Source organism: Pseudomonas sp. JQ36 (assembly GCF_053851495.1).
The window spans coordinates 5,089,264-5,112,836 of sequence record NZ_CM132642.1; the positions used below are offsets into that span (position 1 = coordinate 5,089,264).

At 61.4% G+C, this 23,573-nt stretch carries 20 protein-coding genes; 5 read left to right on the top strand and 15 right to left on the bottom strand.

Annotated features, from left to right (window positions below):
- Positions 1 to 96 precede the first annotated feature (96 nt).
- From ACS4NR_RS22960 to ACS4NR_RS23015, 12 genes are all read right to left on the bottom strand, one after another.
- The gene (locus ACS4NR_RS22960) at positions 97 to 726 is read right to left on the bottom strand and encodes a class I SAM-dependent methyltransferase (RefSeq protein ID WP_456018421.1); all 630 of its coding nucleotides are present in this window, start codon (positions 724 to 726) and stop codon (positions 97 to 99) included.
- 158 nt (positions 727 to 884) lie between these two features.
- Positions 885 to 1,529 carry a methionine ABC transporter permease gene (locus ACS4NR_RS22965; RefSeq protein ID WP_027611182.1) on the bottom strand — a complete coding sequence of 215 codons (645 nt, stop codon included), beginning with the start codon at positions 1,527 to 1,529 and terminating at the stop codon, positions 885 to 887.
- Entirely contained in the window at positions 1,519 to 2,640 is a 1,122-nt protein-coding gene (locus ACS4NR_RS22970; protein WP_456018422.1) for a methionine ABC transporter ATP-binding protein, read from the bottom strand. Before ACS4NR_RS22970 ends, ACS4NR_RS22965 begins: the two co-directional genes overlap by 11 nt.
- Before the next feature lie 2 nt (positions 2,641 to 2,642).
- The gene (locus ACS4NR_RS22975) at positions 2,643 to 3,452 is read right to left on the bottom strand and encodes a MetQ/NlpA family ABC transporter substrate-binding protein (protein WP_095137892.1); all 810 of its coding nucleotides are present in this window, start codon (positions 3,450 to 3,452) and stop codon (positions 2,643 to 2,645) included.
- Between the two features lie 119 nt (positions 3,453 to 3,571).
- The gene (locus tag ACS4NR_RS22980) at positions 3,572 to 4,930 is read right to left on the bottom strand and encodes an LLM class flavin-dependent oxidoreductase (RefSeq protein WP_456018423.1); all 1,359 of its coding nucleotides are present in this window, start codon (positions 4,928 to 4,930) and stop codon (positions 3,572 to 3,574) included.
- Entirely contained in the window at positions 4,930 to 6,123 is a 1,194-nt protein-coding gene (locus ACS4NR_RS22985; protein WP_456018424.1) for an SfnB family sulfur acquisition oxidoreductase, read from the bottom strand. The genes ACS4NR_RS22980 and ACS4NR_RS22985 overlap by 1 nt, the downstream gene beginning before the upstream one ends.
- Positions 6,124 to 6,148: 25 nt before the next feature.
- A complete protein-coding gene (locus ACS4NR_RS22990) occupies positions 6,149 to 7,390 on the bottom strand; it encodes an SfnB family sulfur acquisition oxidoreductase (RefSeq protein ID WP_456018425.1) in 1,242 nt (413 codons plus the stop codon).
- A 402-nt stretch (positions 7,391 to 7,792) separates the two neighbouring features.
- On the bottom strand, positions 7,793 to 8,563 hold the full coding sequence (locus ACS4NR_RS22995) for a hypothetical protein (RefSeq protein WP_166496312.1): 771 nt from the start codon (positions 8,561 to 8,563) through the stop codon (positions 7,793 to 7,795).
- A 467-nt stretch (positions 8,564 to 9,030) separates the two neighbouring features.
- Positions 9,031 to 9,780 carry an L-cystine ABC transporter ATP-binding protein TcyN gene (gene tcyN / locus ACS4NR_RS23000; RefSeq protein WP_095137897.1) on the bottom strand — a complete coding sequence of 250 codons (750 nt, stop codon included), beginning with the start codon at positions 9,778 to 9,780 and terminating at the stop codon, positions 9,031 to 9,033.
- 3 nt (positions 9,781 to 9,783) lie between these two features.
- Positions 9,784 to 10,449: a cystine ABC transporter permease gene (gene tcyL, locus ACS4NR_RS23005; RefSeq protein ID WP_003220607.1), complete on the bottom strand. Its 666-nt coding sequence runs from the start codon at positions 10,447 to 10,449 to the stop codon at positions 9,784 to 9,786.
- Complete coding sequence (gene tcyJ, locus ACS4NR_RS23010; RefSeq protein ID WP_456018426.1) at positions 10,449 to 11,249, bottom strand: cystine ABC transporter substrate-binding protein; 801 nt, start codon at positions 11,247 to 11,249, stop codon at positions 10,449 to 10,451. The genes tcyL and tcyJ overlap by 1 nt, the downstream gene beginning before the upstream one ends.
- Before the next feature lie 292 nt (positions 11,250 to 11,541).
- Complete coding sequence (locus ACS4NR_RS23015) at positions 11,542 to 12,534, bottom strand: D-cysteine desulfhydrase (RefSeq protein ID WP_456018427.1); 993 nt, start codon at positions 12,532 to 12,534, stop codon at positions 11,542 to 11,544.
- 190 nt (positions 12,535 to 12,724) lie between these two features.
- Here ACS4NR_RS23015 and epsC point away from each other — a divergent pair, with 190 nt between their 5' ends.
- Both epsC and betT read left to right on the top strand, forming a co-directional pair.
- Positions 12,725 to 13,651 carry a serine O-acetyltransferase EpsC gene (epsC, locus tag ACS4NR_RS23020; protein ID WP_095137901.1) on the top strand — a complete coding sequence of 309 codons (927 nt, stop codon included), beginning with the start codon at positions 12,725 to 12,727 and terminating at the stop codon, positions 13,649 to 13,651.
- A gap of 424 nt (positions 13,652 to 14,075) precedes the next feature.
- The gene (betT, locus tag ACS4NR_RS23025) at positions 14,076 to 16,037 is read left to right on the top strand and encodes a choline transporter BetT (protein ID WP_166496387.1); all 1,962 of its coding nucleotides are present in this window, start codon (positions 14,076 to 14,078) and stop codon (positions 16,035 to 16,037) included.
- Positions 16,038 to 16,061: 24 nt separating this feature from the next.
- On the opposite strand, the gene ACS4NR_RS23030 is transcribed toward betT, so the two are convergent.
- Positions 16,062 to 16,322 (bottom strand): hypothetical protein, encoded by a 261-nt coding sequence (locus ACS4NR_RS23030; RefSeq protein ID WP_456018428.1) that lies wholly within the window; start codon positions 16,320 to 16,322, stop codon positions 16,062 to 16,064.
- A 183-nt stretch (positions 16,323 to 16,505) separates the two neighbouring features.
- Positions 16,506 to 17,543 carry a LacI family DNA-binding transcriptional regulator gene (locus ACS4NR_RS23035; RefSeq protein WP_456018429.1) on the bottom strand — a complete coding sequence of 346 codons (1,038 nt, stop codon included), beginning with the start codon at positions 17,541 to 17,543 and terminating at the stop codon, positions 16,506 to 16,508.
- 205 nt (positions 17,544 to 17,748) lie between these two features.
- Here ACS4NR_RS23035 and ACS4NR_RS23040 point away from each other — a divergent pair, with 205 nt between their 5' ends.
- The 3 genes from ACS4NR_RS23040 to mgrA all read left to right on the top strand — a co-directional run bounded on the left by ACS4NR_RS23040 (position 17,749) and on the right by mgrA (position 22,443).
- Positions 17,749 to 19,974 (top strand): TonB-dependent receptor, encoded by a 2,226-nt coding sequence (locus ACS4NR_RS23040; protein ID WP_456018430.1) that lies wholly within the window; start codon positions 17,749 to 17,751, stop codon positions 19,972 to 19,974.
- Position 19,975: 1 nt separating this feature from the next.
- Entirely contained in the window at positions 19,976 to 21,295 is a 1,320-nt protein-coding gene (locus ACS4NR_RS23045; protein WP_456018431.1) for an LLM class flavin-dependent oxidoreductase, read from the top strand.
- A 110-nt stretch (positions 21,296 to 21,405) separates the two neighbouring features.
- On the top strand, positions 21,406 to 22,443 hold the full coding sequence (mgrA, locus tag ACS4NR_RS23050; protein ID WP_053116521.1) for an L-glyceraldehyde 3-phosphate reductase: 1,038 nt from the start codon (positions 21,406 to 21,408) through the stop codon (positions 22,441 to 22,443).
- A 155-nt stretch (positions 22,444 to 22,598) separates the two neighbouring features.
- Here mgrA and tauD read toward each other — a convergent pair whose 3' ends face one another.
- Positions 22,599 to 23,441, bottom strand: a complete 843-nt coding sequence (tauD, locus tag ACS4NR_RS23055) for a taurine dioxygenase (RefSeq protein ID WP_456018432.1) — start codon at positions 23,439 to 23,441, stop codon at positions 22,599 to 22,601.
- Positions 23,442 to 23,573: the final 132 nt, after the last annotated feature.

Genomic DNA, 23,573 nt, shown 5'->3' on the forward strand with positions numbered 1-23,573 from the left:
GCGAGTGCTGCGCACTCATCGCGAGCAGGCTCACTCCTACAGGGGAGCGCATTCCAACTGTAGGAGTGAGCCTGCTCGCGATGGCGTCAGAATGGACTACGCAGATTTACGCCAGACGCTGGCCAGCCAAGGCTGTTGCTCGCGCGGCAATCCCGTCGGCCGGTAGTAATGCTCAAGCTCGACAAACCCCGCCGACGCCAATAACCCGCGCCACGCGTCCAGGTCGTGATATGAGCCGTAGCGTGGCCCATTCCAGCCCTCACGGTTATCCCCGCGTGGATTGGAGCTGAACAACACCCCACCCGGCTTCAGCGTGCCATGCAACTGCTTGAGCACTCTCGGCAATTCCTGCAACGGCACATGAAACAGCACCGCATTGGCGAAGATCCCGTCGAAGCGCTCGGCCGGCAGATCGAGCTTCAGAAAGTCCTGACACCACACCTCGCAGCCACTGTCTTCGCGGGCCATCTGCGCAAATTTTTCCGCGCCGTCGAGGCCGACCGCGACATGGCCCAGGCGGGTGAACGTCTGCAAGTCGCGTCCCGGGCCGCAGCCGAAATCGAGAATCGTGAACGGCGCAGTGCCGTGGATATGCCGTAGCAGCGCGTCGATGTTCTGGCTGACATCGTGGTCGCGGGTGCCTTCGCGGAAGTCTTCGGCCACCGCGTTGTAGTGGCCGAGGGTGGTGGCGGTGATCTGTTCCAGATCGGTGGGGGTTTGCTTCATGGTCGAGGGCTGCGCGGCAGTTGGGATTTGCCGAATATACGCCAACCAGCGGGGCCGCTGCGCAGCCCATCGCGAGCGGGCTCACTCCTACATTTGAAATGCGTTCCCCTGTAGGAGTGAGCCTGCTCGCGATAGCGGTTTCAGAGGCGCGGCATGCCTTAACGCTTGTTCAGGCCCCGCGCCAGACGATCTCCACCCAACTGAATCACCGCCACCAACGCCACCAGCAACACAATCACCGTCAGCATGATCTGGCTGTCAAAGCGCTGATAGCCGTAGCGGTAAGCGATATCGCCCAAACCGCCGGCACCAATCGCCCCGGCCATGGCTGACGAGTTGATCATCGTCACCAGCGTAATCGTGAACCCGCCGACGATCCCCGGCAGCGCTTCAGGCAACAGCACATGCCAGACGATATGCCAGCGCCGGCAGCCCATGGCCTGCGCCGCCTCGATCAAGCCGTGATCGACCTCACGCAGGCTCACTTCGGCAATCCGGGCGAAGAACGGCGTCGCGGCAATCGTCAGCGGCACCACCGCAGCCCACACCCCGTACGTGGTGCCGACAATCAATCGGGTAAATGGAATCAGCGCGACCATCAGAATCAGAAACGGGATCGAGCGGAACAGATTCACGAACGCGCCCAACGCCCGGTTGAGCAGCGGCGCCTGATAGATCCCGCCCTTGTCGCTGGTGACCAGAATCACCGCCATCGGGATCCCCACCAGCAAGGCGATCAGCGACGACACGCCGACCATCAGAAAGGTGTCGATGAATCCCTGGAGCAAACGATCAAACCACATAACCCAGCACCTCCACCCGTTGCGCCCACCGCCCGGCACGTTCGCGCAATTGTCCGGCGCTCGCTGCCGAGCCGCTCACGGCCAGCAGCAATTGCCCCAGCGCATGCCCTTGAATCCGCTCCACGCCGCCCTGCAGCAGTTTTACTCGACCGCCGAGAGCGGCGAACAATGCCGCCAGATCCGGCTCGTCACTGGCACTGCCGGTGAACTGCAAGCGCAGCACTACCGCTGCCTCTGAAGAGGGCGGCGAGGCATGCAGACGGCTTTGCAGTTCTGCCGGCAAGGCGTGTTGCAGCGGCGCGAGCAAGGTCTGGCTGACCTCGTGCTGCGGATTGCCGAACACTTCCCAGACCGGGCCTTGCTCGACGATCCGCCCGTGTTCCAGTACCACCACGCGGTCGCAGATTTCGCGGATCACCGCCATTTCATGGGTGATCAACACGATGGTCAGGCCGAGGCGTCGGTTGATCTCGCGCAGCAGGCCGAGGATCGACTGAGTGGTCTCGGGATCGAGCGCCGAAGTGGCCTCGTCGCACAGCAAAATGTCCGGGTCATGCACCAATGCGCGGGCGATGCCGACACGCTGCTTCTGCCCGCCGGAAAGCTGCGCCGGGTAGGCCTTGTGCTTGGCTTGCAAGCCGACCAGTTCGAGCAGTTCACGCACCTTCTGCTCACGTTGCGGCTTCGGCACACCCGCGACTTTCAGCGGCAGTTCGACGTTCTGCCACACGGTCTTGGCCGACATCAGGTTGAAGTGCTGGAAGATCATGCCGATGCGCCGCCGCAGCGTGACCAGACGATCCTCATCGAACTCGCCGATGTCGACCTGATCGATCAGTACGCGCCCCGCAGTCGGTTGTTCCAGACGATTGATCGTGCGGATCAGCGACGACTTGCCGGCGCCGCTGCGGCCGATGATGCCGAACACCTCGCCGCGCTGGATCGCCAGATCGATGCCTTGCAGGGCCGCGACCGGGCCTTGCCGACCCTCGTAGGTTTTACCCAGGCCGATAAAGCGCACATGGGCGCGATTCAGCTCGGGATGCAGTTCGGTTTTTTCAGCATTTTCTGGCTCTGGAATCTCCAGTCGCCGTTGGATCGCGGCTGTCATGTTCAGCTTTCCCAACCGGCCTGATAAAGCTTGCCGTGGGCCTTATCCAGCGCGGCGCGAACGGCCGGCGAGTGCTGGTAGATGTCGACGAATTTGATCAGGCGCGGGTCGTCCTTGCTCTTCGGCTGGATCACGAACTGAATCACGTATTCCTTGTGGTCGAGGCCGTCAAACAGCAGCGCCGAGCCGGCGTCGAAGGTCTTCGCCAGACGGATGTAGGCCGGGTAGCCCTGGACCAGATCGGCGTCATCGTAGGCGCGCACCAGTTGCACGGCTTCGACTTGCAGGATCTTGATCTTCTTCGGGTTGGCGACGATGTCGTCTTCGGTGGCCTTGTAGCCGACCCCCGGTTTCAGGGTGATCAGGCCAGCCTTGGCCAGCAGTTGCAGACCGCGACCGCTGTTGATCGGGTCGTTGGCGATGGCCACGCTGGCGCCTTCAGGCAACTCGTCAAAGCTTTTGTATTTTTTCGAATAGAGGCCGACGTTGTTGATGATCCCCGGGGCGAACGGCACCAGGTCAAAACCGGAGGCGGCCTTGGCGTTTTCGAGGAACGGGATGTGCTGGAAGTAATTCACATCGATGTCGCCGGCGGCGAGGCTGACATTCGGTGCAATCCAGTCGGTGAACTCCACCAGTTCGACTTTCAGGCCTTGTTTGGAGGCCTCTTCGACGGCGGCTTCCAGCGGAATCGCGAACGCGGCGGTGGTGCCGATTTTCAGGGGTGCATCGGCGGCGAACACCGCCGAACTGAACAGGCCGAAGGCCAGGGCCAGTGCTTTGACTGGGTGGGACAGGCGTTTCTTGATCATGGTGTGGTTTCCAGTCAGTGCATGAATTTTGTGGTGTCTGGTCGGGCCTCATCGCGAGCAGGCTCACTCCTACATTTGGAATGCGTTCCCCTGTAGGAGTGAGCCTGCTCGCGATGCTTTTAGCGGCGGTACGAAGAGCCGGTGTGTTGCTCGGGCAAATGTGCCTCACCGTGAAACAGCTTTTCGCGCAAACTGCCACTCTCATACGCAGTCTTGTACGACCCACGCCGCTGCAACTCCGGAATCACCAGCTCGATGAAATCGACATAGCTTTCCGGGGTCACGATGCGCGTGAGGTTGAAGCCGTCGAGCCCGGTTTCAGCGATCCACGCTTCCAGTTCATCCGCCACTTGCTCAGGCGAACCGACCACGGTGATATAGCGGCCACCGAGGGCGTGCTGATCGAGCAATTTGCGTCGGGTCCAGTCGTTGTTCTGCAGGTTCTTGGTCGCGGACTGGATGGCGTTGCTTTTGACGTACTGGATCGGTTCGTCGATTTCATACCGGGAAAAGTCGATGCCGGTGGACGCCGAGAAATGCGCGACGCCGGCCTCGGCGCTGGCATGACTCAGGTACTCGGCGTGCTTGGCCCACGCGGCCTCTTCGGTCGCGCCGACGATCACGTTGAGGCCCATGAACACCTTGATGTCCTCGGGATTGCGTCCGGCTTCGACCGCGCTGGCGCGGACCTTGTCCACCTGCACCTTGGTCGACGGTTTGTTCTGGCCACTGATGAACACGCACTCGGCGTGACGCCCGGCGAACAGCAAACCGCGATCGGAACTGCCGGCCTGGAACAGCACCGGTGTGCGCTGCGGCGACGGCTCGCAGAGGTGATAACCCTCGACTTGATAGAACTCGCCGTGGTGCTCGACCTTGTGCACCTTCTCCGGCTGCGCGTAGATGCGCTGCTCACGGTCATTGAGCACCGCGCCGTTTTCCCAACTGCCCTCCCAGAGTTTGTAGAGCACTTCGAGGTACTCGTCGGCCTGATCGTAGCGACGGTCATGCTCGACCTGTTCGCGCAGGCCCATGGCCTTGGCGGCGCTGTCGAGATAACCGGTGACGATGTTCCAGCCGACTCGACCACGGCTCAGATGATCGAGCGACGACATGCGGCGGGCGAACAGATAGGGCGGCTCGTAAGTGAGGTTGGCGGTGAGACCGAAGCCGAGGTTTTTCGTCACGGCGGCCATCGCCGACACCAACAGCAGCGGGTCGTTGACCGGCAACTGGATCGACTCTTTGAGCGTGACGTCCACCGAGTTCTGGTAGACGTCGTACACGCCGACGATGTCGGCGATGAACAGCCCGTCAAACAGCCCGCGCTCCAGCAACTGTGCCAGTTCGGTCCAATATTCAATGGTGTTGTAGCGCGTCGAGGTATCGCGTGGATGCGTCCACAACCCGTGGTTGATGTGGCCGATGCAGTTCATGTTGAACGCGTTGAGCAGGATCTTCTTTTTTGCGGCGCTCATCAGATCGTCCCTCGCAGCGGAGGGTTTTCATCGTTGAGGTAGTAGTTGCCCACCGCGTGATACTTCCAGCGTACCGGGTCATGCAGGGTGTGCACCCGGGCGTTGCGCCAGTGACGGTCGAGGCCGTGCTCGATCAGGGTCGCCTGACTGCCGGCCAGTTCGAACAGGGTGCTGCCGGCCGCCAGGGAAATTTCAGTGCTGATCGCCCGTGCTTCGGCGACGGCAATCGACGCGGCAGCGACGGTTTCGGCATTGGTCTCGGCCTGGGCCTTGTCGAGGAATTCGCCGGAGCGTTCCAGCAGTGCTTCGGTGGCGTGCAGACGAATGCTCAAGTGGCCGAAGCTCTTCAAGGTCAGCGGGTCTTCGGTGGCTTTGTCGTTGCCGGAGTCGATCCACGGCCGGGTCTTGCTGCGCACGAAGTGCAGGGCATCTTCGTAAGCGGCGCGAGCGATGCCAGTGTCGATGGCGGCGTGAAGGATCTGCGCCAGCGGGCCGACCGTGGTCGGACGCTCGAAGGCACTCTGGAACGGGATCACGTCCTCGGCGGCAACGTAGACGTCTTCGAACACCACGGAACCGCTGCCGGTGGTGCGCTGACCGAAACCACTCCAGTCGTCGATCACCGTCAGGCCTTGGCTGTCACGCGGGACGAAGGCCAGTTGCTGCACGCCATTTTCATCAACCACGGACGTCGGGATGCGCTGCGCGTAGATCGCGCCGGTCGCATAAAACTTGCGCCCGTTGATGCGGTAGCCGTCGCCGTCACGCTTGAGGCTGGTGACGCGGTCGTGAGCGGTTTTGGTACCCAGTTCCGCCAGAGCATTGCCGAAGCGCTGGCCGGCCAGCACCTCGGCATACAGCCGCTGTTTCTGCTCGTGGCTGCCGTTCACCCGCAGCACTTCGAGGGCGTAGAAATGGTTCTGCGGAATCTGCCCAAGAGAGCCGTCGGCCTGAGCGATCAGGGCGATGACTTTGGCCAGGGTCACGTTGGACACACCGGCGCCGCCATAATCCTTGGGCACGCTGATGCCCCACAGGCCGGAGCGGGAAAACACGTCGAGTTCCGGCAGTGGCAGGCGGCGTTCACGGTCGCGCACGGCACTGTCGCGTTTGAAATCTTCGGCCAGGTCGCTGGCGACAATCAGGGCTTGCTCATCGCTGGTGATGACCGCGACGGGGTGGGAAAAAGTCATAGGTTTCTCTCCAGATGTCTGGTCGTCAGATCCAGGAATGGCGGGCCGGCAAAGTACCGTTCAGGCGATAGGCGCCAACCGCGTGATATTTCCAGCGCACCGGATCGTGCAGGGTGTGCACGCGGGCGTTGCGCCAGTGGCGGTCGAGGTTGAATTCGGCGAGGGTCGCGCGGCTGCCGGCCAGCTCGAAAAGTTTTTCGCTGGCCTGCAGCGAGATCTCGGTGGTCAGCACTTTGGCTTCGGCCACCGCAATCGAAGCGCGGGCAGCGGACTCGGCGGTCAGCGGCGCGGCGTGGACTTGGTCGAGCACTTTGCCGGCCTTGCGCAACAGTGCTTCAGCCGCGTGCAGTTCGATTTTCAGTTTGCCGATGTCGGCGATCACGTAGAGGTCATCGCTGGCGCGTTCGACCTTGGCGTCGATCCATGGCCGCGCGCGGGTTTTGACGAATTCGATGGCGTCGTCGATGGCGCCACGGGCGATGCCGGCGTCGATGGCTGCCTGAATCAGCTGTGACACGGCGCCTTGAGTGTTGGGCTTTTCGTTGATCTTCCAGTTATCGACGACCAGGCTCGACTCGACGCGCACGTTGTTCAGCAGAATCGTGCCGCTGGCGGTGGTGCGCTGCCCGAAGCCCGACCAGTCATCAACGATGCGCAGGCCCGGGGTGCCACGGCGGACGAAGGCCAGCACCTGCTTGCCGTCGTCATTGAGCGCCTTGACCGCCACCCAGTGCGCGAACAGCGCGCCGGTGGAGTAGAACTTCTGGCCATTGATCACGTAGTCATCGCCGTCGGCGGTGATACGAGCTTTCAATTCCAGGGTGTTTTTGGTGCCGCGTTCAGGGCCGGCATTGCCGATCCGCCAGCCTTCCAGAACACTCTGGAACAGCTGTTTTTTCTGCGCTTCGGTGGCGCTGCCGAGCACCAGATTGATGATGCCGAACTGGTTCTGCGGGATCTGTCCCAACGCAGGATCGGCCGCGGAAATGATCGCGAACACTTCGGCCAACGTGACGAACGAAACCTGTGGGCCGCCGTATTCGCGCGGGATGGCAATGCTGCCGAGGCCGCTGCGGGTGAACTGTTCGATTTCCGACCATGGCAGCTTGCGCTGACGATCACGTTTGGCGGCCTGCACGCGGGCGACTTGCGCCAGATCGTGGGCAGCCTTGATGGCTTGGGCGTCGTTGCGCAAGACCTGCGCGGGCAACAACAACGGGGCGATGTCCAGATCCGACTGGACGTTTGCGTCTGCCAGACTGGACATCAGTGCCGCTCCTTGGCTGCACGCAATGCCCTGGCGATCTGCACTGGGGTGATTGTGTTCCGGACCATACTACCTACCTCACATCTCATGAAAAACGCCGCAAAAGTGCGGCGAACGAAAGAATGTCCGGTGGTCCGGTTCATATACCCTAAGCGTGTATAAATATTAAATAAACTAACTTTTAGGAATATGTATAGAAGGGTGAGTGGCCCGGCTGGTTAACAACTTTTTTGTTTCGGCGACTGAAGTCTGTGGCAAGGGAGCTTGTCGACTCGTCGCACCGTCCCGTTCGGCTGCGCAGCAGTCGCGAAACCTGATCCACGTTTCAATTGAACAAACGCAGTCTGCAGGTTCTGGGGGCGCTTCGCACCCCAGCGGGAGCGAGCTCCCTCGCCACAAAGTTCAGCGTTCTTCTTTGCGCGATTCAGCGGCCTTCAGCGTTTGGCGCAGCGGCACCTTCAGATAAGGATTCACGCAACCGATCTTCAGCGTCCGTGGCGGTGCCCAGCGTGAGTTGTTGCCCACCCAGTCGATGACGCAGTAGGTCACGTCCAGGCGCAGATCCTCACCGCCCTCGACGATTACTGCCGGTGGCACCCAGACCTGAATCGGCAGGCCGACATCCGCTGCGGTGATCGGTGCCAGGTCCATGCGTACGTCGCCCCAGCGCAGGGTGATGGCGTCGTCCTCGGCCATGTTCAGGTAGGGTTCGATGGTCAGCGGCACGCCGCGTTTGATCTGATTGGGGTTCACGCCCTGGCGGCGGATGGTGTCGGGCAGCGTGACGGGCGCCAGTTGCTGATTCTCGTCACCGCACAGCGGCGAAGGCTGGCCGCCGGGGCAGTCGAGTTTGACCTGGACCCGCGTGGCCGCCGACAGTGCCGGCCCCTGACCGACTTGCATCACTCGATAGTGAATCCGTGCGGTGCCACTGGCGATAAAGCTTTCCGGCACCCGCAGGCTGATTGAGGCGCCGACGTCTTCGCTGGTCAAGACTCGCGAGGCAACGTAGCAGTTGTTCCAGAACAGTTCGATCAGATCACCGGCGTCCATGCCGGAGTAGGGCAGGACATCGATCAGCAAATGCGCGGCAGCGGCCAGATTGATGGCGTTTTTGGATGCGGACGCCAGATTCGGCGCTGCCAGTTCGGGGGCGTGCGAAGTGCGGGTCATCGGGTTCTCTCCTTGAAGTCTTGCAGCGAATTCCGTTTCTTGAAACAACAAAAGGCGTGATGAATCGGTAATACAACCGTGAACTTCTGTTCGGGCTGAGTACGGATTGATTCAACTAATGGGTGCCGGTTGGCGACTAGATAAGAGCGTGCCGGAAAGAGTGTCAATAGAGCGGCTTAGTTAATCCGTGAATTACCGGTTAATCAGAAGCGTCCTACGCTGATGAGGCATGCTGCCTAGCGGTGATGGCGAATGGAACTACGGTTTTTCGCGAATTTTTGTGATTTTGTGCTGGCCCGTTTAGATCATTTCACAGGCACGGAAGCGCGCTGAAGATAACTTTTATCTGTTGCAGAACATATATGTATTGTTTTGACAGATTTTAAGCTGGAAGGATTTAAAAGTTATTCAGGTGGGGGAGATTAAACTTCCGTCCATGGAAGTTATGATTCAAGGTAATAAATACCTCAGGCGTGATTCAGGAACTTGCTGAGAAACTGTCTGGTGCGTTCTTCTTTCGGGTTGGCAAACAACGCCTTGGCTTCGCCTTGCTCGACGATCACGCCTTTGTCGAAAAACACCACACGGTTAGCCACGTCGCGGGCGAAACCCATTTCGTGGGTGACGATGACCATGGTGCGTTTTTCTTCAGCGAGACCGCGAATGGTCGCCAGTACTTCGCCCACCAGTTCCGGGTCGAGGGCCGAAGTCGGCTCGTCGAACAGGATCACTTCCGGCTCCATCGCCAGCGCCCGGGCAATCGCCACGCGCTGTTGCTGACCACCGGACAGACGACGCGGATACGCATCTTCCTTGCCGGCCAGACCGACCTTGGCCAGCAGCTTCATGCCCAGGGCAACGGCTTGCTCGCGCGGCATCTTCTTGACCACGATCGGCCCTTCGATGACGTTTTCCAGTGCAGTGCGGTGGGGGAACAGGTTGAAGTTCTGGAACACGAAACCCACGTGCTGGCGCAGGTTGCGCACCAGGCTCTGTTGCTGGCTCAGCGGGCGGCGGGTATCGATTTCGATGTCGCCGACCTTGATCCGGCCGCTGGTGGGCTCCTCGAGGAAATTCAGGCAGCGCAGGAACGTGGTCTTGCCCGAACCGCTGGGGCCGATGATGGCCACGACCTCGCCTTCCTTCACCTCAAGATCGATGCCCTTGAGCACCTCTTGACCCTTGAACTGCTTTGTCAGTTTTTCCACGACAATCATGGGTCAGGACTCCTGGTCATGCCGATTGGCCCGTTCTTCCAGCTTGTTCTGCAGGTGCGACAGCACCGTGGCCAGAATCCAGTAGATCAGCGCGGCGGCAAGATACATGGTGAAGACTTCGAAAGTCCGGGCGGTAATCAGTTGCGCCTGACGGAACAGTTCCGGCACCTGAATGGTGGCGGCCAGTGCCGTGTCCTTGACCAGCGAGATGAAGCTGTTGCCCAGCGGCGGCAATGCCGTGCGCATGGCTTGCGGCAGGATGGCCCGGCGCAGGGTTTGCGCACGGGTCATGCCGATGCTCGCAGCGGCTTCCCACTGGCCGCGCTCGATCGAACCGATCGCCGCACGGAGGATTTCACAGGCGTAGGCGGCCATGTTCAGCGAGAAACCGATCAAGGCCGCTGGCAGCGGATCCAGTTCCAGGCCCAATTGCGGCAAGCCGTAATAGATCACGAACAGTTGCACCAGCAACGGCGTGCCGCGAAAGAACGACACGTAGATGCGGGCGATCCAGCTCACCAGTTTGAAGCGCGACAGGCGCATCAAGGCCAGGCCGAAGCCCAGCAGCAAGCCGAAGAACATGCCGCCCAGGCTGAGGATGACCGTGTAATACGCGCCCTTGAGCAGAAAGGGCGCGGAGTCCAGTGCGAGTTGGAAAGCTTCTTCCATTATTTGGTGACGTCAGCGTTGAAGTATTTCTTCGACAGCTTCTCAAGGGTACCGTCGGCACGCAGCTCGTCGAGAGCCTTGTTCACCGCAGCCAGCAGCTCAGGCTCGCCTTTGCGCAGTGCGATACCGGATTCCTGACGGGAGAACGCTTCACCGGCAGCCACGGTTTTCGGGGCTTTCTTGGCGTATTCCAGCGCGGCCAGACGGTCGATCAGGATGGCGTCGGTGCGGCCGTTGTTCAGGTCGGCGAACTTGGTCGGATCATCGTCGTAGGTACGCACGTCAGCGCCCGGCACGTTGGCGCGGACCCACTGTTCGTAGTTGGTGCCCAGGCCGACACCGACTTTCTTGCCGGACAGGTCGGCGGCGGTCTTGATGTTCAGCGCGGCTTCTTTGCTCTTCAGCACCAGCGCCTGAATCCCGGAAACGGTGTACGGCTCGGAGAAGTCATACTTCTTCTTGCGCTCGTCGGAGATGGTCACCTGATTGACCACGACGTCCAGACGTTTGGATTCCAGCGCCGCGAGGATACCGTCCCACTTGGTCGGTTGAATCTTGGCTTTGACGCCCAGCTTTTGCGCCAGGGCTTCGGAGAGTTCGACTTCGAAACCGGACAGTTTGCCGTTCTCGTCAACGAAGCTGAACGGTGGATAAGTGCCTTCCAGGCCGACGTTGATAACGCCTTTGTCCTTGATCTGTTGCAGCTGCTCACCGGCGGTTGCCTGGCCGATCAGGCCGGCGCTCAGTGCAAGGCCCAGCGAACCTACCAGCAGATTGCGACGTAGTGCGGAAAAATTCATGACAAGCCCCTGTGTTTTCTTATGGAAGACGCTTAAGGAAAGTTGGCGAATCCGGGAATTCAACGACTGCGTTATCGTGCCCTAAAGCAGCTTATGCGTCTTGCCCGAAATTCGCCTGCGGCGAGACTATAAGATGTCTGCTTTAGACTTGAAAATACTTAATATTTGAAATGTTATTCCTTTATGGAATATTTACTGTTCGCGAAAAAGATCGCAGCCTGCGGCAACTCCTACATTTGGAATGCGTACTCCTGTAGGAGCTGCCGCAGGCTGCGATCTTTTGATCTACCGGTTACAGAAAATCCCGATATGCAAACAACGCCGGCGCCCCACCTGTATGCAGGAAGATGATCGGGCCCTCGTTGAAACGCTGGCGGCCGATCCCGTCGAGCAGGCCGGCCATGGCCTTGCCGGTATAAACCGGATCGAGCAGCACCGCGTCCTGACTGGCCAACAGTTTCACCGCCGCCAGTGTCCCGGCATTCGGCTCGCCGTAACGCGGGCCGAAGTATTCGTCCCACAACTCGACCTTGAAGTGCTCCGGCAATTTCACGCCCAACAGCTCCGCCGTGCGCTCGGCCAGCCCCTGCACTTTCGGGCGCTGATCTTCTTCGCTGCGCGAGACGGTCACGCCGATCACCGGCAATTGCGGCAGCGCTTCGCTCAACGCCAGCGCCAGACCGCTGTGGGTACCGGCGCTGCCCGAGGCCAGCACCACGGCGGCGAATTCCAGGCCGGTGTCCTTGATCTGCTCCGCCAGTTCGAGACCGGCACGTACGTAGCCCAATGCACCGAGGGCATTCGAGCCACCGATCGGCACCAGATACGGTTTTTTGCCATTGCTGCGCAGGCGCACAGCGAGTGCGGCCAGTTGTTCGTCGGCGTTATCGAGGTTGTCCACCAGCTCGACCTTGGTGTCGAACAGGTCGAGCAGCAGGCGGTTGCCGTTACCGGTGTAGTTGCTGTCGTCGGTGCCCAGCGGATTCTCCAGCAGCGCCACGCAACCCAGGCCGAGTTTGGCCGCCAATGCGGCGGTCTGGCGCACATGGTTCGATTGCAGGGCGCCGGCGGTGATCAGCGTGTCGGCGCCCTGGGCGAGGGCGTCGGCGGCGAGGTATTCGAGTTTGCGCAGCTTGTTGCCGCCCATGGCCAGTGGCGTCAGGTCATCGCGTTTGATGTACACATCGCGGCCCAGCCACGCGGACAGGCGTTCGAGTTTTTCCAGTGGCGTGGGTTGGCCGAGCAGGTCGAGACGGTTAAAGCGATCCAGCTGTTGTTTGATCATGAGCCCGTACTGGCGGAGGAAGATGACAGGACTATAGGCAGGCCGTTTTAGCGGGGCAACCGTGAATTGCTTATAGCCAAATGTGCTTAGTCCAGCACTATCGGTTCTTAATTCGCCCTCGCGGGCATGCCGTAAAGTAGTCGCCGTTGACGCGGCCCGACCGTCCGGCCGCCCGTGAGGAGTCTTTACCGTGAGCGAGCGTTCCAGCCATTGGCAATTGCAGACCATCGTCAGCCAACTGCGTACCGCGCGGGATCAGTGGCGTACCCAGAATGGCCGGGCCAGCGGCGAGCAGGGTGGCCGCGAGTTACCGTCCCGCGCCGCGATGGCCGAGATTCTCGAGGCGCTGTGTGGTGCGTTGTTCCCGATGCGACTGGGGCCGGTGGATCTGCGTGAAGAGAGTGAGGATTTCTATGTCGGCCACACCCTCGATACCTCATTGAATGCCTTGCTGGCGCAAGCGCGGCTGGAATTGCGTTATGTCGCCCGGCACAGCGCTCAAGGCGATGCCGACGTCGAAGCTCAGGCGATCCGTATCATTCAGGATTTTGCCCTGGCCTTGCCGGGCCTGCGCAGCCTGCTCGACACCGACGTGCTGGCCGCCTATCACGGCGATCCGGCGGCACGCAGCGTCGATGAAGTGTTGCTGTGCTATCCGGGGATTCTGGCGGTGATTCACCATCGCCTGGCGCACCATCTGTATCGCGCCGGGTTGCCGTTGCTGGCGCGAATCAGCGCGGAGATTGCGCACTCGGCCACCGGCATCGACATCCACCCGGGCGCGCAGATCGGCCGCAGTTTCTTCATCGACCACGGCACGGGTGTGGTGATCGGTGAGACCGCGATCATCGGCGAGCGGGTGCGGATTTATCAGGCTGTTACTCTGGGCGCCAAGCGCTTCCCGGCGGATGAAGACGGGCAGTTGCAGAAGGGCCATCCACGCCATCCGATTGTCGAGGACGACGTGGTGATTTATGCCGGCGCGACAATTCTGGGACGGATCACCATCGGCCAGGGTTCGACCATCGGCGGTAATGTGTGGCTGACGCGCAGCGTGCCGGCGGGGAGCAACCTGACCCAGGCCAATCTGCAGCATGATGACGGGACGCAGAAGTAAGATTTCCAGTTCGTTTGTGGCGAGGGAGCTTGCTCCCGCTGGAGGCCGCAGGACTCCCAATTGCGACTGACGCCGGATTGGGACTGCTGCGCCGTCCAGCGGGAGCAAGCTCCCTCGCCACAATTTGCCCATCGAATCAGGTTGATGGCATTCAGCCAATTCTCCATTGAACGAATCCCCTCAAACCCGCGTCATACCCCTCCTTGGGCTACTGTAGGAAAACTACCGCCTGGCCCTGCGATTAGTCCTTACCACCCTATCCATGTTTAACTTGAACGTTCATTCAAGTTAAACCGGTGGTTCGCTGCCCGCTCACAACAGGAGGCTTGCCTTTGCTGAGTCCGATCATTTCAGCCACGTTTCAACCCCTCGAGGTGCACGTTTCATGAGTGCATCGTCTACTCCCACCAGCGGCCTGGTCCGCATGAATCCGCCGGTGTTCTACTTCGCCGCGACGGTCATTCTGCTGTTTGGTCTGGTTGTCATCGCCATGCCGGAGCAGGCCGGAGCCTGGTTGCTGGCTGCGCAAAACTGGGCGGCCAATACGGTCGGCTGGTACTACATGCTCGCGATGACCCTGTATCTGGTCTTCGTGGTGGTCACCGCGTTATCGGGCTACGGCAAGATAAAACTCGGTGCCGACCACGACGAACCCGAGTTCAGTTACCTGTCCTGGGCCGGCATGTTGTTCGCCGCCGGGATCAGCATCACGCTGTTTTTCTTTTGCGTATCCGAGCCACTGACGCACCTGGCCCAACCGCCACAAGGCGAAGCCGGCACCGCCGATGCGGCGCGGCAGGCGATGCAGATTCTGTTTCTGCACTGGGGCCTGCACGGCTGGGGCGTGTTCGCCTTCGTCGGAATGGCGCTGGCCTATTTCGCCTACCGGCATAACCTGCCGCTGGCCTTGCGTTCGGCGCTGTACCCGCTGATCGGCAAGCGCATCAACGGCCCCATCGGCTACGCGGTGGACGGCTTCGGCATCATCGCCACGGTGTTCGGTCTGGGCGCCGACATGGGCTTCGGCGTATTGCACCTCAACTCCGGTCTCGACTACCTGTTCGGCATCGCACACACCCAGTGGATTCAGGTCGGCCTGATCACGCTGATGATGGGCGCGGCGATCATCGTCGCCGTGTCGGGTGTGGATAAGGGCGTACGGGTCATGTCCGACATCAACATGCTGCTGGCCTGTGCGCTGCTGCTGTTCGTGTTGTTCGCAGGGCCCACCCAGCACTTGCTCAACACCCTGATCCAGAACCTCGGCGATTACCTCGGCGCCTTGCCGATGAAGAGTTTCGACCTCTACGCCTACGACAAGCCAAGCGACTGGCTCGGCGGCTGGACCGTGTTCTACTGGGCCTGGTGGATCGCATGGTCGCCGTTCGTGGGCCTGTTCATCGCGCGGATTTCCCGTGGTCGGACCATCCGCGAATTCGTCTTCGGCGTACTGCTGATTCCGCTCGGTTTCACCCTGGCGTGGATGTCGATCTTCGGCAACAGCGCGATCGATCAGGTGCTCAACCACGGGATGTCGGCACTGGGCATGTCGGCCCTCGACAATCCGTCGATGAGCCTTTACCTGCTGCTGGAGACCTACCCGTGGAGCAAGACCGTCATCGCGGTGACGGTGTTCATCAGCTTCGTGTTCTTCGTCACTTCCGCCGACTCCGGTACCGTAGTGCTTTCGACCCTGTCGGCCAAGGGCGGCAACCCGGACGAAGACGGGCCGAAATGGCTGCGAGTGTTCTGGGGCGCGATGACCGCGTTGATCACCAGTGCGCTGCTGTTTTCCGGCAGCATCGATGCGCTGAAATCGGCGGTAGTGCTGACCTCGTTGCCGTTCTCGATGATTTTGCTGCTGATGATGTGGGGCCTGCACAAGGCGTTCTATCTGGAGTCGCAGAAACAGATCGCGCAGTTGCATTCGCTGGCACCGGTCTCCGGCTCGCGGCGTGGCACGGGCGGCTGGCGCCAGCGTCTGAGCCAGGCGGTGCACTTCCCGTCGCGCGACGAGGTGTACCGTTTCATGGACACCACGGTACGCCCGGCGATTGAAGAAGTGACGGCGGTATTCGTCGAGAAGGGCTTGAACGTGGTCACCCAGCCGGACCCGGCGCACGACAACATCAGCCTGGAAATCGGCCACGGTGAGCAGCATCCGTTCATCTACCAAGTGCAGATGCGCGGTTACTTCACACCGTCGTTCGCTCGGGGTGGCATGGGTTCCAAGCAACTCAACAACCGCCGCTACTACCGCGCTGAAGTGCACTTGAGCGAGGGCAGTCAGGACTACGATCTGGTCGGCTACACCAAGGAACAGATCATCAACGACATCCTCGACCAGTACGAACGCCACATGCAGTTCCTGCATCTGGTGCGTTGATCGGCAACTGAGCGCCGGGACGTTTCACGACCCGGCGCTCAGCGCCATGAACAACACCATTGCCGCTATCGGCACCCCGAACACCGCACTGCCCACCGCGATCTCCGATCCCAGCGGCTGCCCGGCATGCACCACCCCCACCGCGCCATTGATCACCGTCAACGCCAGCCACAGCGCGGTGAAGCTGTAGGCCAACGTTTGCCGACTGAAGCCAACGCGCTCGCCGATGTAGAGCATCAGGGCGAGCAGGACCAGGCCGAAGAAGATGATGATGGCGGTGTGCATAGGCGTGCCTGCGGGTCATGCGGTGCTTGATCGGACGCCTTCGCGGGCAAGCCCGCTCCCACAGTGATCTCGGTCATTCACAGATTCTGCGTACAACCAAAATCCTGTGGGAGCGGGCTTGCTCGCGAAGGGGCCACCTCGGTGTTACTTGGAGCATAGCCAATCCAGCCTAGGCCATTTTGATCAGGTGCTCTCGCGCTCGATCACATCGCACTGCAACAGATTCAGCCGCTGCACATCATCGCGCGGCAACACCCCAAGGCTTTCCAATACCCGCGTCGCCGCCAGCACGCCAATCTCCAGTGCCGGGGGGTTGATCGTGCTCAGGCTCGGCAACAGCATCTCGGCGAACGGGTAATCGCCGAAGCCGAGCACGGCGCAGTCTTCGGGGATCTTGATGCCGGCGCGTTGCCCGGCGAGCAGGCCGCCGGCGGCGAGGTTGTCGTTGGCGAAGATGATCGCCTCGGGGCGGGCAGCGGCGTTCATCAGTGCTTCCATCGCTTGCTTGCCGGCCTCGAACGGTGCGCGGTCGGCGTCCGGGACGAACACCCACGGCTCCAGCCCGAATTCGCGCAGGGTGGCGGCGTAACCGTCGCGACGTTCCAGTGCACTGAGGTCACCGGCGGCGCTGTTCTGCACGAAGGCGATGCGGCGATAGCCTTTGTCGTACAGATAACGTGCAGCGGTCACGCCGACTTCATAGTGCGAAAAGCCGATCTGCATCGGCTCGCGATCCGGTTGGTAATCCCAGGTTTCGATCACCGGAATCTCCGCTTCGGCGATCATCTTTTCCGTGCCCGAACTGTGGAAGTGGCTGGTCAACACCAGCGCCGCCGGCGACCAGCCGAGAAACGCGCGCACGGCGTTTTCTTCCTGCTCGGTGCTGAAGTAACTCGACGCCAGCAGCAATTGATAACCGTGGCGGCTGAGGGTGTCGCTGAAGCCCTGAATGGTGTTGGCAAAGATCGGCCCGGAGATGTTCGGAATCACCATGCCGACGATTTTGCCCCGCGCCGACGCCAGTCCGCCGGCCACCAGATTCGGCACGTAACCCAGCTCGGCGACTACTGCTGCAATGCGCTCGCGGCGCTCCGGCGAGACCGATTCCGGCTGATTGAAATAGCGCGACACGGTAATCGCCGAAACGCCAGCCTCGCGCGCCACCGCGTTCAGGGTCACGCGTCCGGCGCCACGGCGTTTGCGGGGCTTTTCCTGGCTCAAGGCTCGCTCCCTCTTAAAAACCAAAACGCATATAAAAGTAATTTTTCAGTATTGGACGCTCTATGCCGAGCTTGCCAATACTGGCGATGTTAGCGCTAACAAAGCGCATTGTCTGCTACTCGCTCGAGCGAATGCCCAAGACACCGATTCAGGCGCTGTCGTCGCAGAACGGCAGCGGTTCAGGGCCAATTTCGAGCGGGCAACCATGCACAACATTCCTGGGGCGACACACAAACTGGCGCAGTCGATTCGCGCCGCTGGCTGGATCTTTACCGGGCTGGCGGCGTTGCCGCTGCCCACGGCTTTCGCCGCCGACAGCAGCGAGCAAGAGCCGACCCTCAAGTCCGTCACAGTCACCGCCACCCGCCGTGAAGAGTCGCTGCAGAAGGTGCCGGTGGCAGTCTCGGTGATCGACGGTGAACAACTGGAACGCGACAACCGCAACGGCGTGGCGAGCATCGTTCAGCAAGTGCCGTCGCTGAATTTCCGTACCGGTGCGTCGAACAAGGACACCTCGTTGTTCGTGCGTGGCGTCGGCACGATTTCCACCTCGCCCGGCGTCGAGCCAACAGTGGCCACGGTGATCGATGGCGTGGTCTATGCGCGTCCCGGTCAATCGACCCTTGATCTGCTGGATCTGGAGCGCGTCGAAGTGCTGCGCGGCCCGCAGGGCACGCTGTTCGGCAAGAACGCCTCGGCTGGTGTGCTCAACATCACCAGCAAGGCGCCGACTAACGAGACCCACGGTTACATCGACCAGTCGTACTACAGCGGCAACGAAAGCCGCACCCGCTTCGGCATTGGCGGCAGCCTGATTCCGGACACGCTCAAGGGTTCGATCAGCACCCTGTTCGGCACTTACGACGGCAACGTCGATAACAAGTACAACGGCCAGGAGGTCAACGGCTACAACCATCGCGGCGTGCGCGGCAAACTCGAGTTCACCCCGAACGATGACGTGACCTTCACCCTGATCGCCGACTACATGCAGTCCCACGACGACGGCCCCAACGGCGTGGTCAGCAAGTCGCTGACCCCGGCATTCGCCAACGCGTTGAGCCCGGTCTACGCCAGCGGCCACAACCGCGATATCAACACCGACACCCGCAGCCATGTCGAGGACACCAACAAGGGCCTGTCCGGCCAGCTCGACTGGCAACTGGGCGATTACACCCTGACCTCGATCACCGCGTGGCGCGGCTGGGACAACACCCAGTATCAGGATGGCGATCGGCTGAGCACGATCAGCGCAGCGTTCCCCGGCACCGCCGACAAGGGCGATCTGGCCTTCGATCAGTACTCGCAGGAGCTGCGCCTGGCCTCGCCGAAAGGTGAGTTCCTCGAATACGTTGGCGGCCTGTTCTACATGCATGGCAAGGACGACGAGACCTATCAGCGCACCTTGACCACCACCACGCGCACCGACCGTGGCGTCGCCGATTACAGCACCACCAGCGACAGCTACGCCGCGTTCGGCGAAGCCACGCTGAACTTCACCTCGGACTTTCGTGGCATCGCTGGCCTGCGCTACACCCACGATGATCTGGAATACGATCACCGCCGCGTCTCCACGTCGGCGACCACAGTCAGCGGCATCCAGCCGGCCACCAGCAGTTCCGGTTCGGTGGACGAGGACGGCTGGTCCGGCCGGCTCGGCGTGCAGTACGACCTCAGTGATGCAGTCACCACGTACCTGACCTACTCGCGCGGCTACAAAGGCCCGGCCTACAACGTGTTCTTCAACATGCAGCCACGTGACACCGAAGCGCTGAAGCCGGAGACCTCGAATACTTGGGAGGCGGGGATCAAGGCCACCAGCTGGAACAACCGGCTGACCACCAACCTCGCCGTGTTCCACAGCGATTACGACAACTACCAGGCGAATTTTTTCGACACCGTCGCCGGGCAAGTGGTAACGCGCCTGATCAACGCCGGCAGCGTCAGCACCGAAGGCGTCGAACTCGATTACGCCTTGCAGGCGACCCAGCAACTGAAGTTCTCCGGTGCACTGGCCTATACCCGCGCGCGCATCGACCAATTCAGTTGCCCGGCGGGCGCGGCGGCCTCGTGCAACGTAAATGGCAAGCCGCTGCCGTTCAGCCCGGACTGGAAAAGCTACGTGCGCGCCGACTACACCATCCCGCTGGACAACGGTCTGGATATCGAGCTCGGCACCGACTACAGCTGGCAGAGCGAAGTGCAGTACGACATCAGCCAGAACGCCGACACCAAACAAGGTGCCTACGGCATCTGGAATGCCAGCGTCGCTCTCGCCGATTACAACAACGGCTGGCGCGTGGCGCTGCTGGGCAAGAACCTCGCCGACAAGTCCTACTCACCGTTGCTGGCCAGTGGCGGCAGCTACATCTACCGCGCCGTGCCACGGGATGACGAGCGCTACTTCGGCGTGCAACTGCGCAAGGATTTCTGAGATGAGCAGACAGCTGAAACTCGGCGCCTTCCTCATGGCCACCGGGCACCACGTCGCCGCGTGGCGGCACCCGCAGGTGCCGGCGAATGCCGGTCTGGATTTCGCCCACTACAGGCGTCTGGCGCAGATTGCCGAAGCGGCGAAGTTCGACATGCTGTTCGTCGCCGACAGCGTGGCCGCGCCGACCCAGGATATCGCCAGCCGCATGGCGCGTTCGGATCACTTCGAACCGCTGACCTTGCTCTCGGCATTGAGCGCGGTGACCGAACACATCGGCCTGATCGCCACGGCAACTACCAGCTACAACGAGCCGTATCACGTGGCGCGCAAATTCGCTTCGCTCGATCATCTGTCCGGCGGCCGCGCCGGGTGGAATCTGGTGACCTCGGACAACGCCGCCGAGGCGCTGAATTTCGGTCGCGACGAACACATCGGCCACGCCGAACGCTACAGCCGCGCGCGGGAGTTTCATCAGGTGGTCACCGGGCTGTGGGACAGCTGGGAGGACGACGCCTTTGTCCGCGACAAGGCCAGCGGCGCGTACTACGACCCGTCGAAGCTGCACGTGCTGGATCACGTCGGCGAGCACTTTCGGGTGAAAGGCCCGCTGAACGTCGCACGCTCGCCGCAGGGACAACCGGTGATCGTGCAGGCCGGTTCATCGGAGACCGGGCGTGAACTGGCGGCACAGACCGCTGAGGTGGTGTTCACCGCGCAGACTTCGCTATCGGGCGCGCAGGCGTTCTACGCCGACCTCAAGGGACGTCTGCCCAAGTACGGGCGCAGTGCCGACTCGCTGAAAATCATGCCCGGGGTGTTTGTCGTCGCCGGGCAGACGGAGGCCGAAGCGCAGGAAAAATGTGAAACGTTTCAGCAATTGGTCGAACCGGAGGTTGGCGTGGCGTTGCTTGGGCGTATGCTGGGCAACTTCGACTTGTCGAAGTACCCGCTGGACGGACCGCTACCGGAGTTGCCACTGACCGACAGCGGCCAGCAGAGCCGGCAGAAATTGCTGACTGAACTGGCGGGCCGGGAGAATCTGACCCTCGCCGAATTGGGCCGCAAGATTGCCGGTGGGCGCGGGCATTACAGTCTGGTCGGCACACCGGCGCAGATCGCCGATCGCTTGCAGGAGTGGTTCGAACAGCGCGCGGCGGACGGCTTCAACGTGCTGGTGCCGCACCTGCCGGGCGGGCTCGAAGACTTCGCCCATGGCGTGGTGCCGGAACTGCAACGGCGCGGGCTGTTCAGAACCGAGTATGAGGGCCGGACCTTGCGCGAAAACCTGGGCCTTGCCCGACCCGGCAATAGATTTGTGTAGCACCCTTCGCGAGCAAGCTCGCTCCCACATTTGGAATGCATTTATCTGTGGGAGCGAGCTTGCTCGCGAAGAAGTCGACACCCATTTCAAGACAGACAAGAGAGGATTCGATGACTTACACCGCTGCCGAAAACCGCTACGACTCCATCCCTTACCGCCGCGTCGGTCGCAGCGGTCTGGTGCTGCCGGCGCTGTCGCTGGGCCTGTGGCACAACTTCGGCGACAGCACGCCGATCGACACGCAACGTGCCCTGCTGCGCACCGCGTTCGACCTGGGCATCAACCACTTCGACCTGGCCAACAACTACGGCCCGCCGTACGGCAGCGCCGAGACCAATTTCGGTCGCCTGCTGCGTGAAGACTTCAAGCAGTACCGCGATGAGTTGATCATCTCCAGCAAGGCCGGGTGGGACATGTGGCCCGGCCCGTACGGCCAGGGCGGCGGCTCGCGCAAATACGTGCTGGCCAGCCTCGACCAGAGCCTGCAGCGCCTCGGTCTGGACTATGTGGATATCTTCTACTCGCACCGCTTCGACCCGGACACCCCGCTGGAAGAAACCGCCAGCGCCCTCGCCACCGCCGTGCAACAGGGCAAGGCGTTGTACATCGGCATCTCGTCGTACTCCGGGGTAAAAACCCGCGAGATCGCCGCGCTGCTCAAGGAATGGAAGGTGCCGCTGCTGATTCATCAGCCGGCATACAACCTGCTCAATCGCTGGGTGGAAAAAGACCTGCTCGACACCACCGATGAGCTCGGTACTGGCGTCATCGCCTTCACCCCGCTGGCGCAAGGTCTGCTGACCGACAAATACCTCAACGGCGTGCCGGCGGATGCGCGGGTCAATCGTCCGGGCGGTGGTTCGTTGCAGGCTTCGCACCTGTCCGAGGCCAACATCGCGCATGTGCGCGCACTGAACGAGATCGCCAAGCGTCGCGGCCAGAGTCTGGCGCAACTGGCGCTGGCCTGGACCCTGCGTGATCCGCGAGTGACCTCGGCGCTGATCGGCGCGAGCCGGCCGGAGCAGATCATCGAGAACGTCGGGGCGTTGAAGAATCTGAGTTTCAGTGCTGAGGAACTGGCGGAGATCGACCGGTTCGCCCAGGAGGGCGGGATCAATCTGTGGGAGAAACCGTCGACTGCTGAATAAGTCACTGGCGCCGAATTATTCGGCGCCTGCTCTGACGCTTTCGCGGGCAAGCCCGCTCCCACAGGTAATTGCGTTCCTCCTGAAGAAACACGATCAAACTGTGGGAGCGGGCTTGCTCGCGAAGGGGCCTTTGAAAACAACACAGCAATCAGGCCTTATTTGAAAAACGGCACATCCCCCAACACCGTTGCCCGCTGCATCACCCGTCGTGCCGGGCGGTAATCATCCACCGCGTAATGCTGAGTCACGCGGTTGTCCCAGAACGCAATGTCGTCCTGCTGCCAGCGCCAGCGAATGGTGAATTCCGGCCGCGTTGCGTGGGCGAACAGGAACTTCAATATCGCCTCGCTCTCGGTATCCGACATCTCGTTGATCTTCGAGGTGAAGCCTTCATTGACGAACAACGAACGGCGTCCGCTCACTGGGTGAGAGCGGATCACCGGGTGTGACAACGGTGGGTTCTTGCGTCGTGCCTCTTCCCACTGTGCCAGGGCTTGCGGCGTGTTGCCGTAGCGCTCCAGCGGAAACGAACGGGTGAAATCGTGAGTCGCGGTCAGCCCTTCGAGCAGCTTTTTCATCGGTGCCGAAAGCGCTTCATAGGCGGCAATTCCGCTGGCCCACAGGGTGTCGCCGCCAAATTCCGGCAACAGCTTGGCGCTGAGCACCGCCCCCATCGCCGGGGTCGGCAGGAAGGTCACGTCGGTGTGCCAGATCGCGTTGTCGCGCACGTCGGTGACGGCGGTGTCGAGGATCAGCACTTCGGGCTGCTCGGGCACGTTCGGGTAGATCGGGTGAATGTGCAGGTCGCCGAAATACGCGGCGAAACGTGCCTGCTGCGAAGGTTCGATCGGCTGGTTGCGGAAGAACAGCACCTGGTAATTGAGCAGCGCCTGCTTGATGGCGTCGCGCTGTTCCAGGTTCAACGGCTGGCTGACGTCGACGCCGCTGATCTGCGCGCCGAGAGCCGAGCTTAATGGGGTGATGGTCAGGCTGCTCATGGTCTTACTCTTCGAATTCGGGGATAGAGCTTTTGTAGGAGTGAGCCTGCTCGCGATTGCAGGCTGGCAGTCAATGCTGGGGTGAATGACACACCGCAATCGCGAGCAGGCTCACTCCTACAGGGGATTCAC

What these genes read in the sequence shown, in the direction of transcription:
- ACS4NR_RS22960 (WP_456018421.1), bottom strand. Translation starts at nt 726, where the DNA reads ATGAAGCAAACCCCCACCGATCTGGAACAGATCACCGCCACCACCCTC.
- ACS4NR_RS22965 (WP_027611182.1), bottom strand. Translation starts at nt 1,529, where the DNA reads ATGTGGTTTGATCGTTTGCTCCAGGGATTCATCGACACCTTTCTGATG.
- ACS4NR_RS22970 (WP_456018422.1), bottom strand. Translation starts at nt 2,640, where the DNA reads ATGACAGCCGCGATCCAACGGCGACTGGAGATTCCAGAGCCAGAAAAT.
- ACS4NR_RS22975 (WP_095137892.1), bottom strand. Translation starts at nt 3,452, where the DNA reads ATGATCAAGAAACGCCTGTCCCACCCAGTCAAAGCACTGGCCCTGGCC.
- ACS4NR_RS22980 (WP_456018423.1), bottom strand. Translation starts at nt 4,930, where the DNA reads ATGAGCGCCGCAAAAAAGAAGATCCTGCTCAACGCGTTCAACATGAAC.
- ACS4NR_RS22985 (WP_456018424.1), bottom strand. Translation starts at nt 6,123, where the DNA reads ATGACTTTTTCCCACCCCGTCGCGGTCATCACCAGCGATGAGCAAGCC.
- ACS4NR_RS22990 (WP_456018425.1), bottom strand. Translation starts at nt 7,390, where the DNA reads ATGTCCAGTCTGGCAGACGCAAACGTCCAGTCGGATCTGGACATCGCC.
- ACS4NR_RS22995 (WP_166496312.1), bottom strand. Translation starts at nt 8,563, where the DNA reads ATGACCCGCACTTCGCACGCCCCCGAACTGGCAGCGCCGAATCTGGCG.
- tcyN (WP_095137897.1), bottom strand. Translation starts at nt 9,780, where the DNA reads ATGATTGTCGTGGAAAAACTGACAAAGCAGTTCAAGGGTCAAGAGGTG.
- tcyL (WP_003220607.1), bottom strand. Translation starts at nt 10,449, where the DNA reads ATGGAAGAAGCTTTCCAACTCGCACTGGACTCCGCGCCCTTTCTGCTC.
- tcyJ (WP_456018426.1), bottom strand. Translation starts at nt 11,249, where the DNA reads ATGAATTTTTCCGCACTACGTCGCAATCTGCTGGTAGGTTCGCTGGGC.
- ACS4NR_RS23015 (WP_456018427.1), bottom strand. Translation starts at nt 12,534, where the DNA reads ATGATCAAACAACAGCTGGATCGCTTTAACCGTCTCGACCTGCTCGGC.
- betT (WP_166496387.1), top strand. Translation starts at nt 14,076, where the DNA reads ATGAATCCGCCGGTGTTCTACTTCGCCGCGACGGTCATTCTGCTGTTT.
- ACS4NR_RS23030 (WP_456018428.1), bottom strand. Translation starts at nt 16,322, where the DNA reads ATGCACACCGCCATCATCATCTTCTTCGGCCTGGTCCTGCTCGCCCTG.
- ACS4NR_RS23040 (WP_456018430.1), top strand. Translation starts at nt 17,749, where the DNA reads ATGCACAACATTCCTGGGGCGACACACAAACTGGCGCAGTCGATTCGC.
- ACS4NR_RS23045 (WP_456018431.1), top strand. Translation starts at nt 19,976, where the DNA reads ATGAGCAGACAGCTGAAACTCGGCGCCTTCCTCATGGCCACCGGGCAC.
- mgrA (WP_053116521.1), top strand. Translation starts at nt 21,406, where the DNA reads ATGACTTACACCGCTGCCGAAAACCGCTACGACTCCATCCCTTACCGC.
- tauD (WP_456018432.1), bottom strand. Translation starts at nt 23,441, where the DNA reads ATGAGCAGCCTGACCATCACCCCATTAAGCTCGGCTCTCGGCGCGCAG.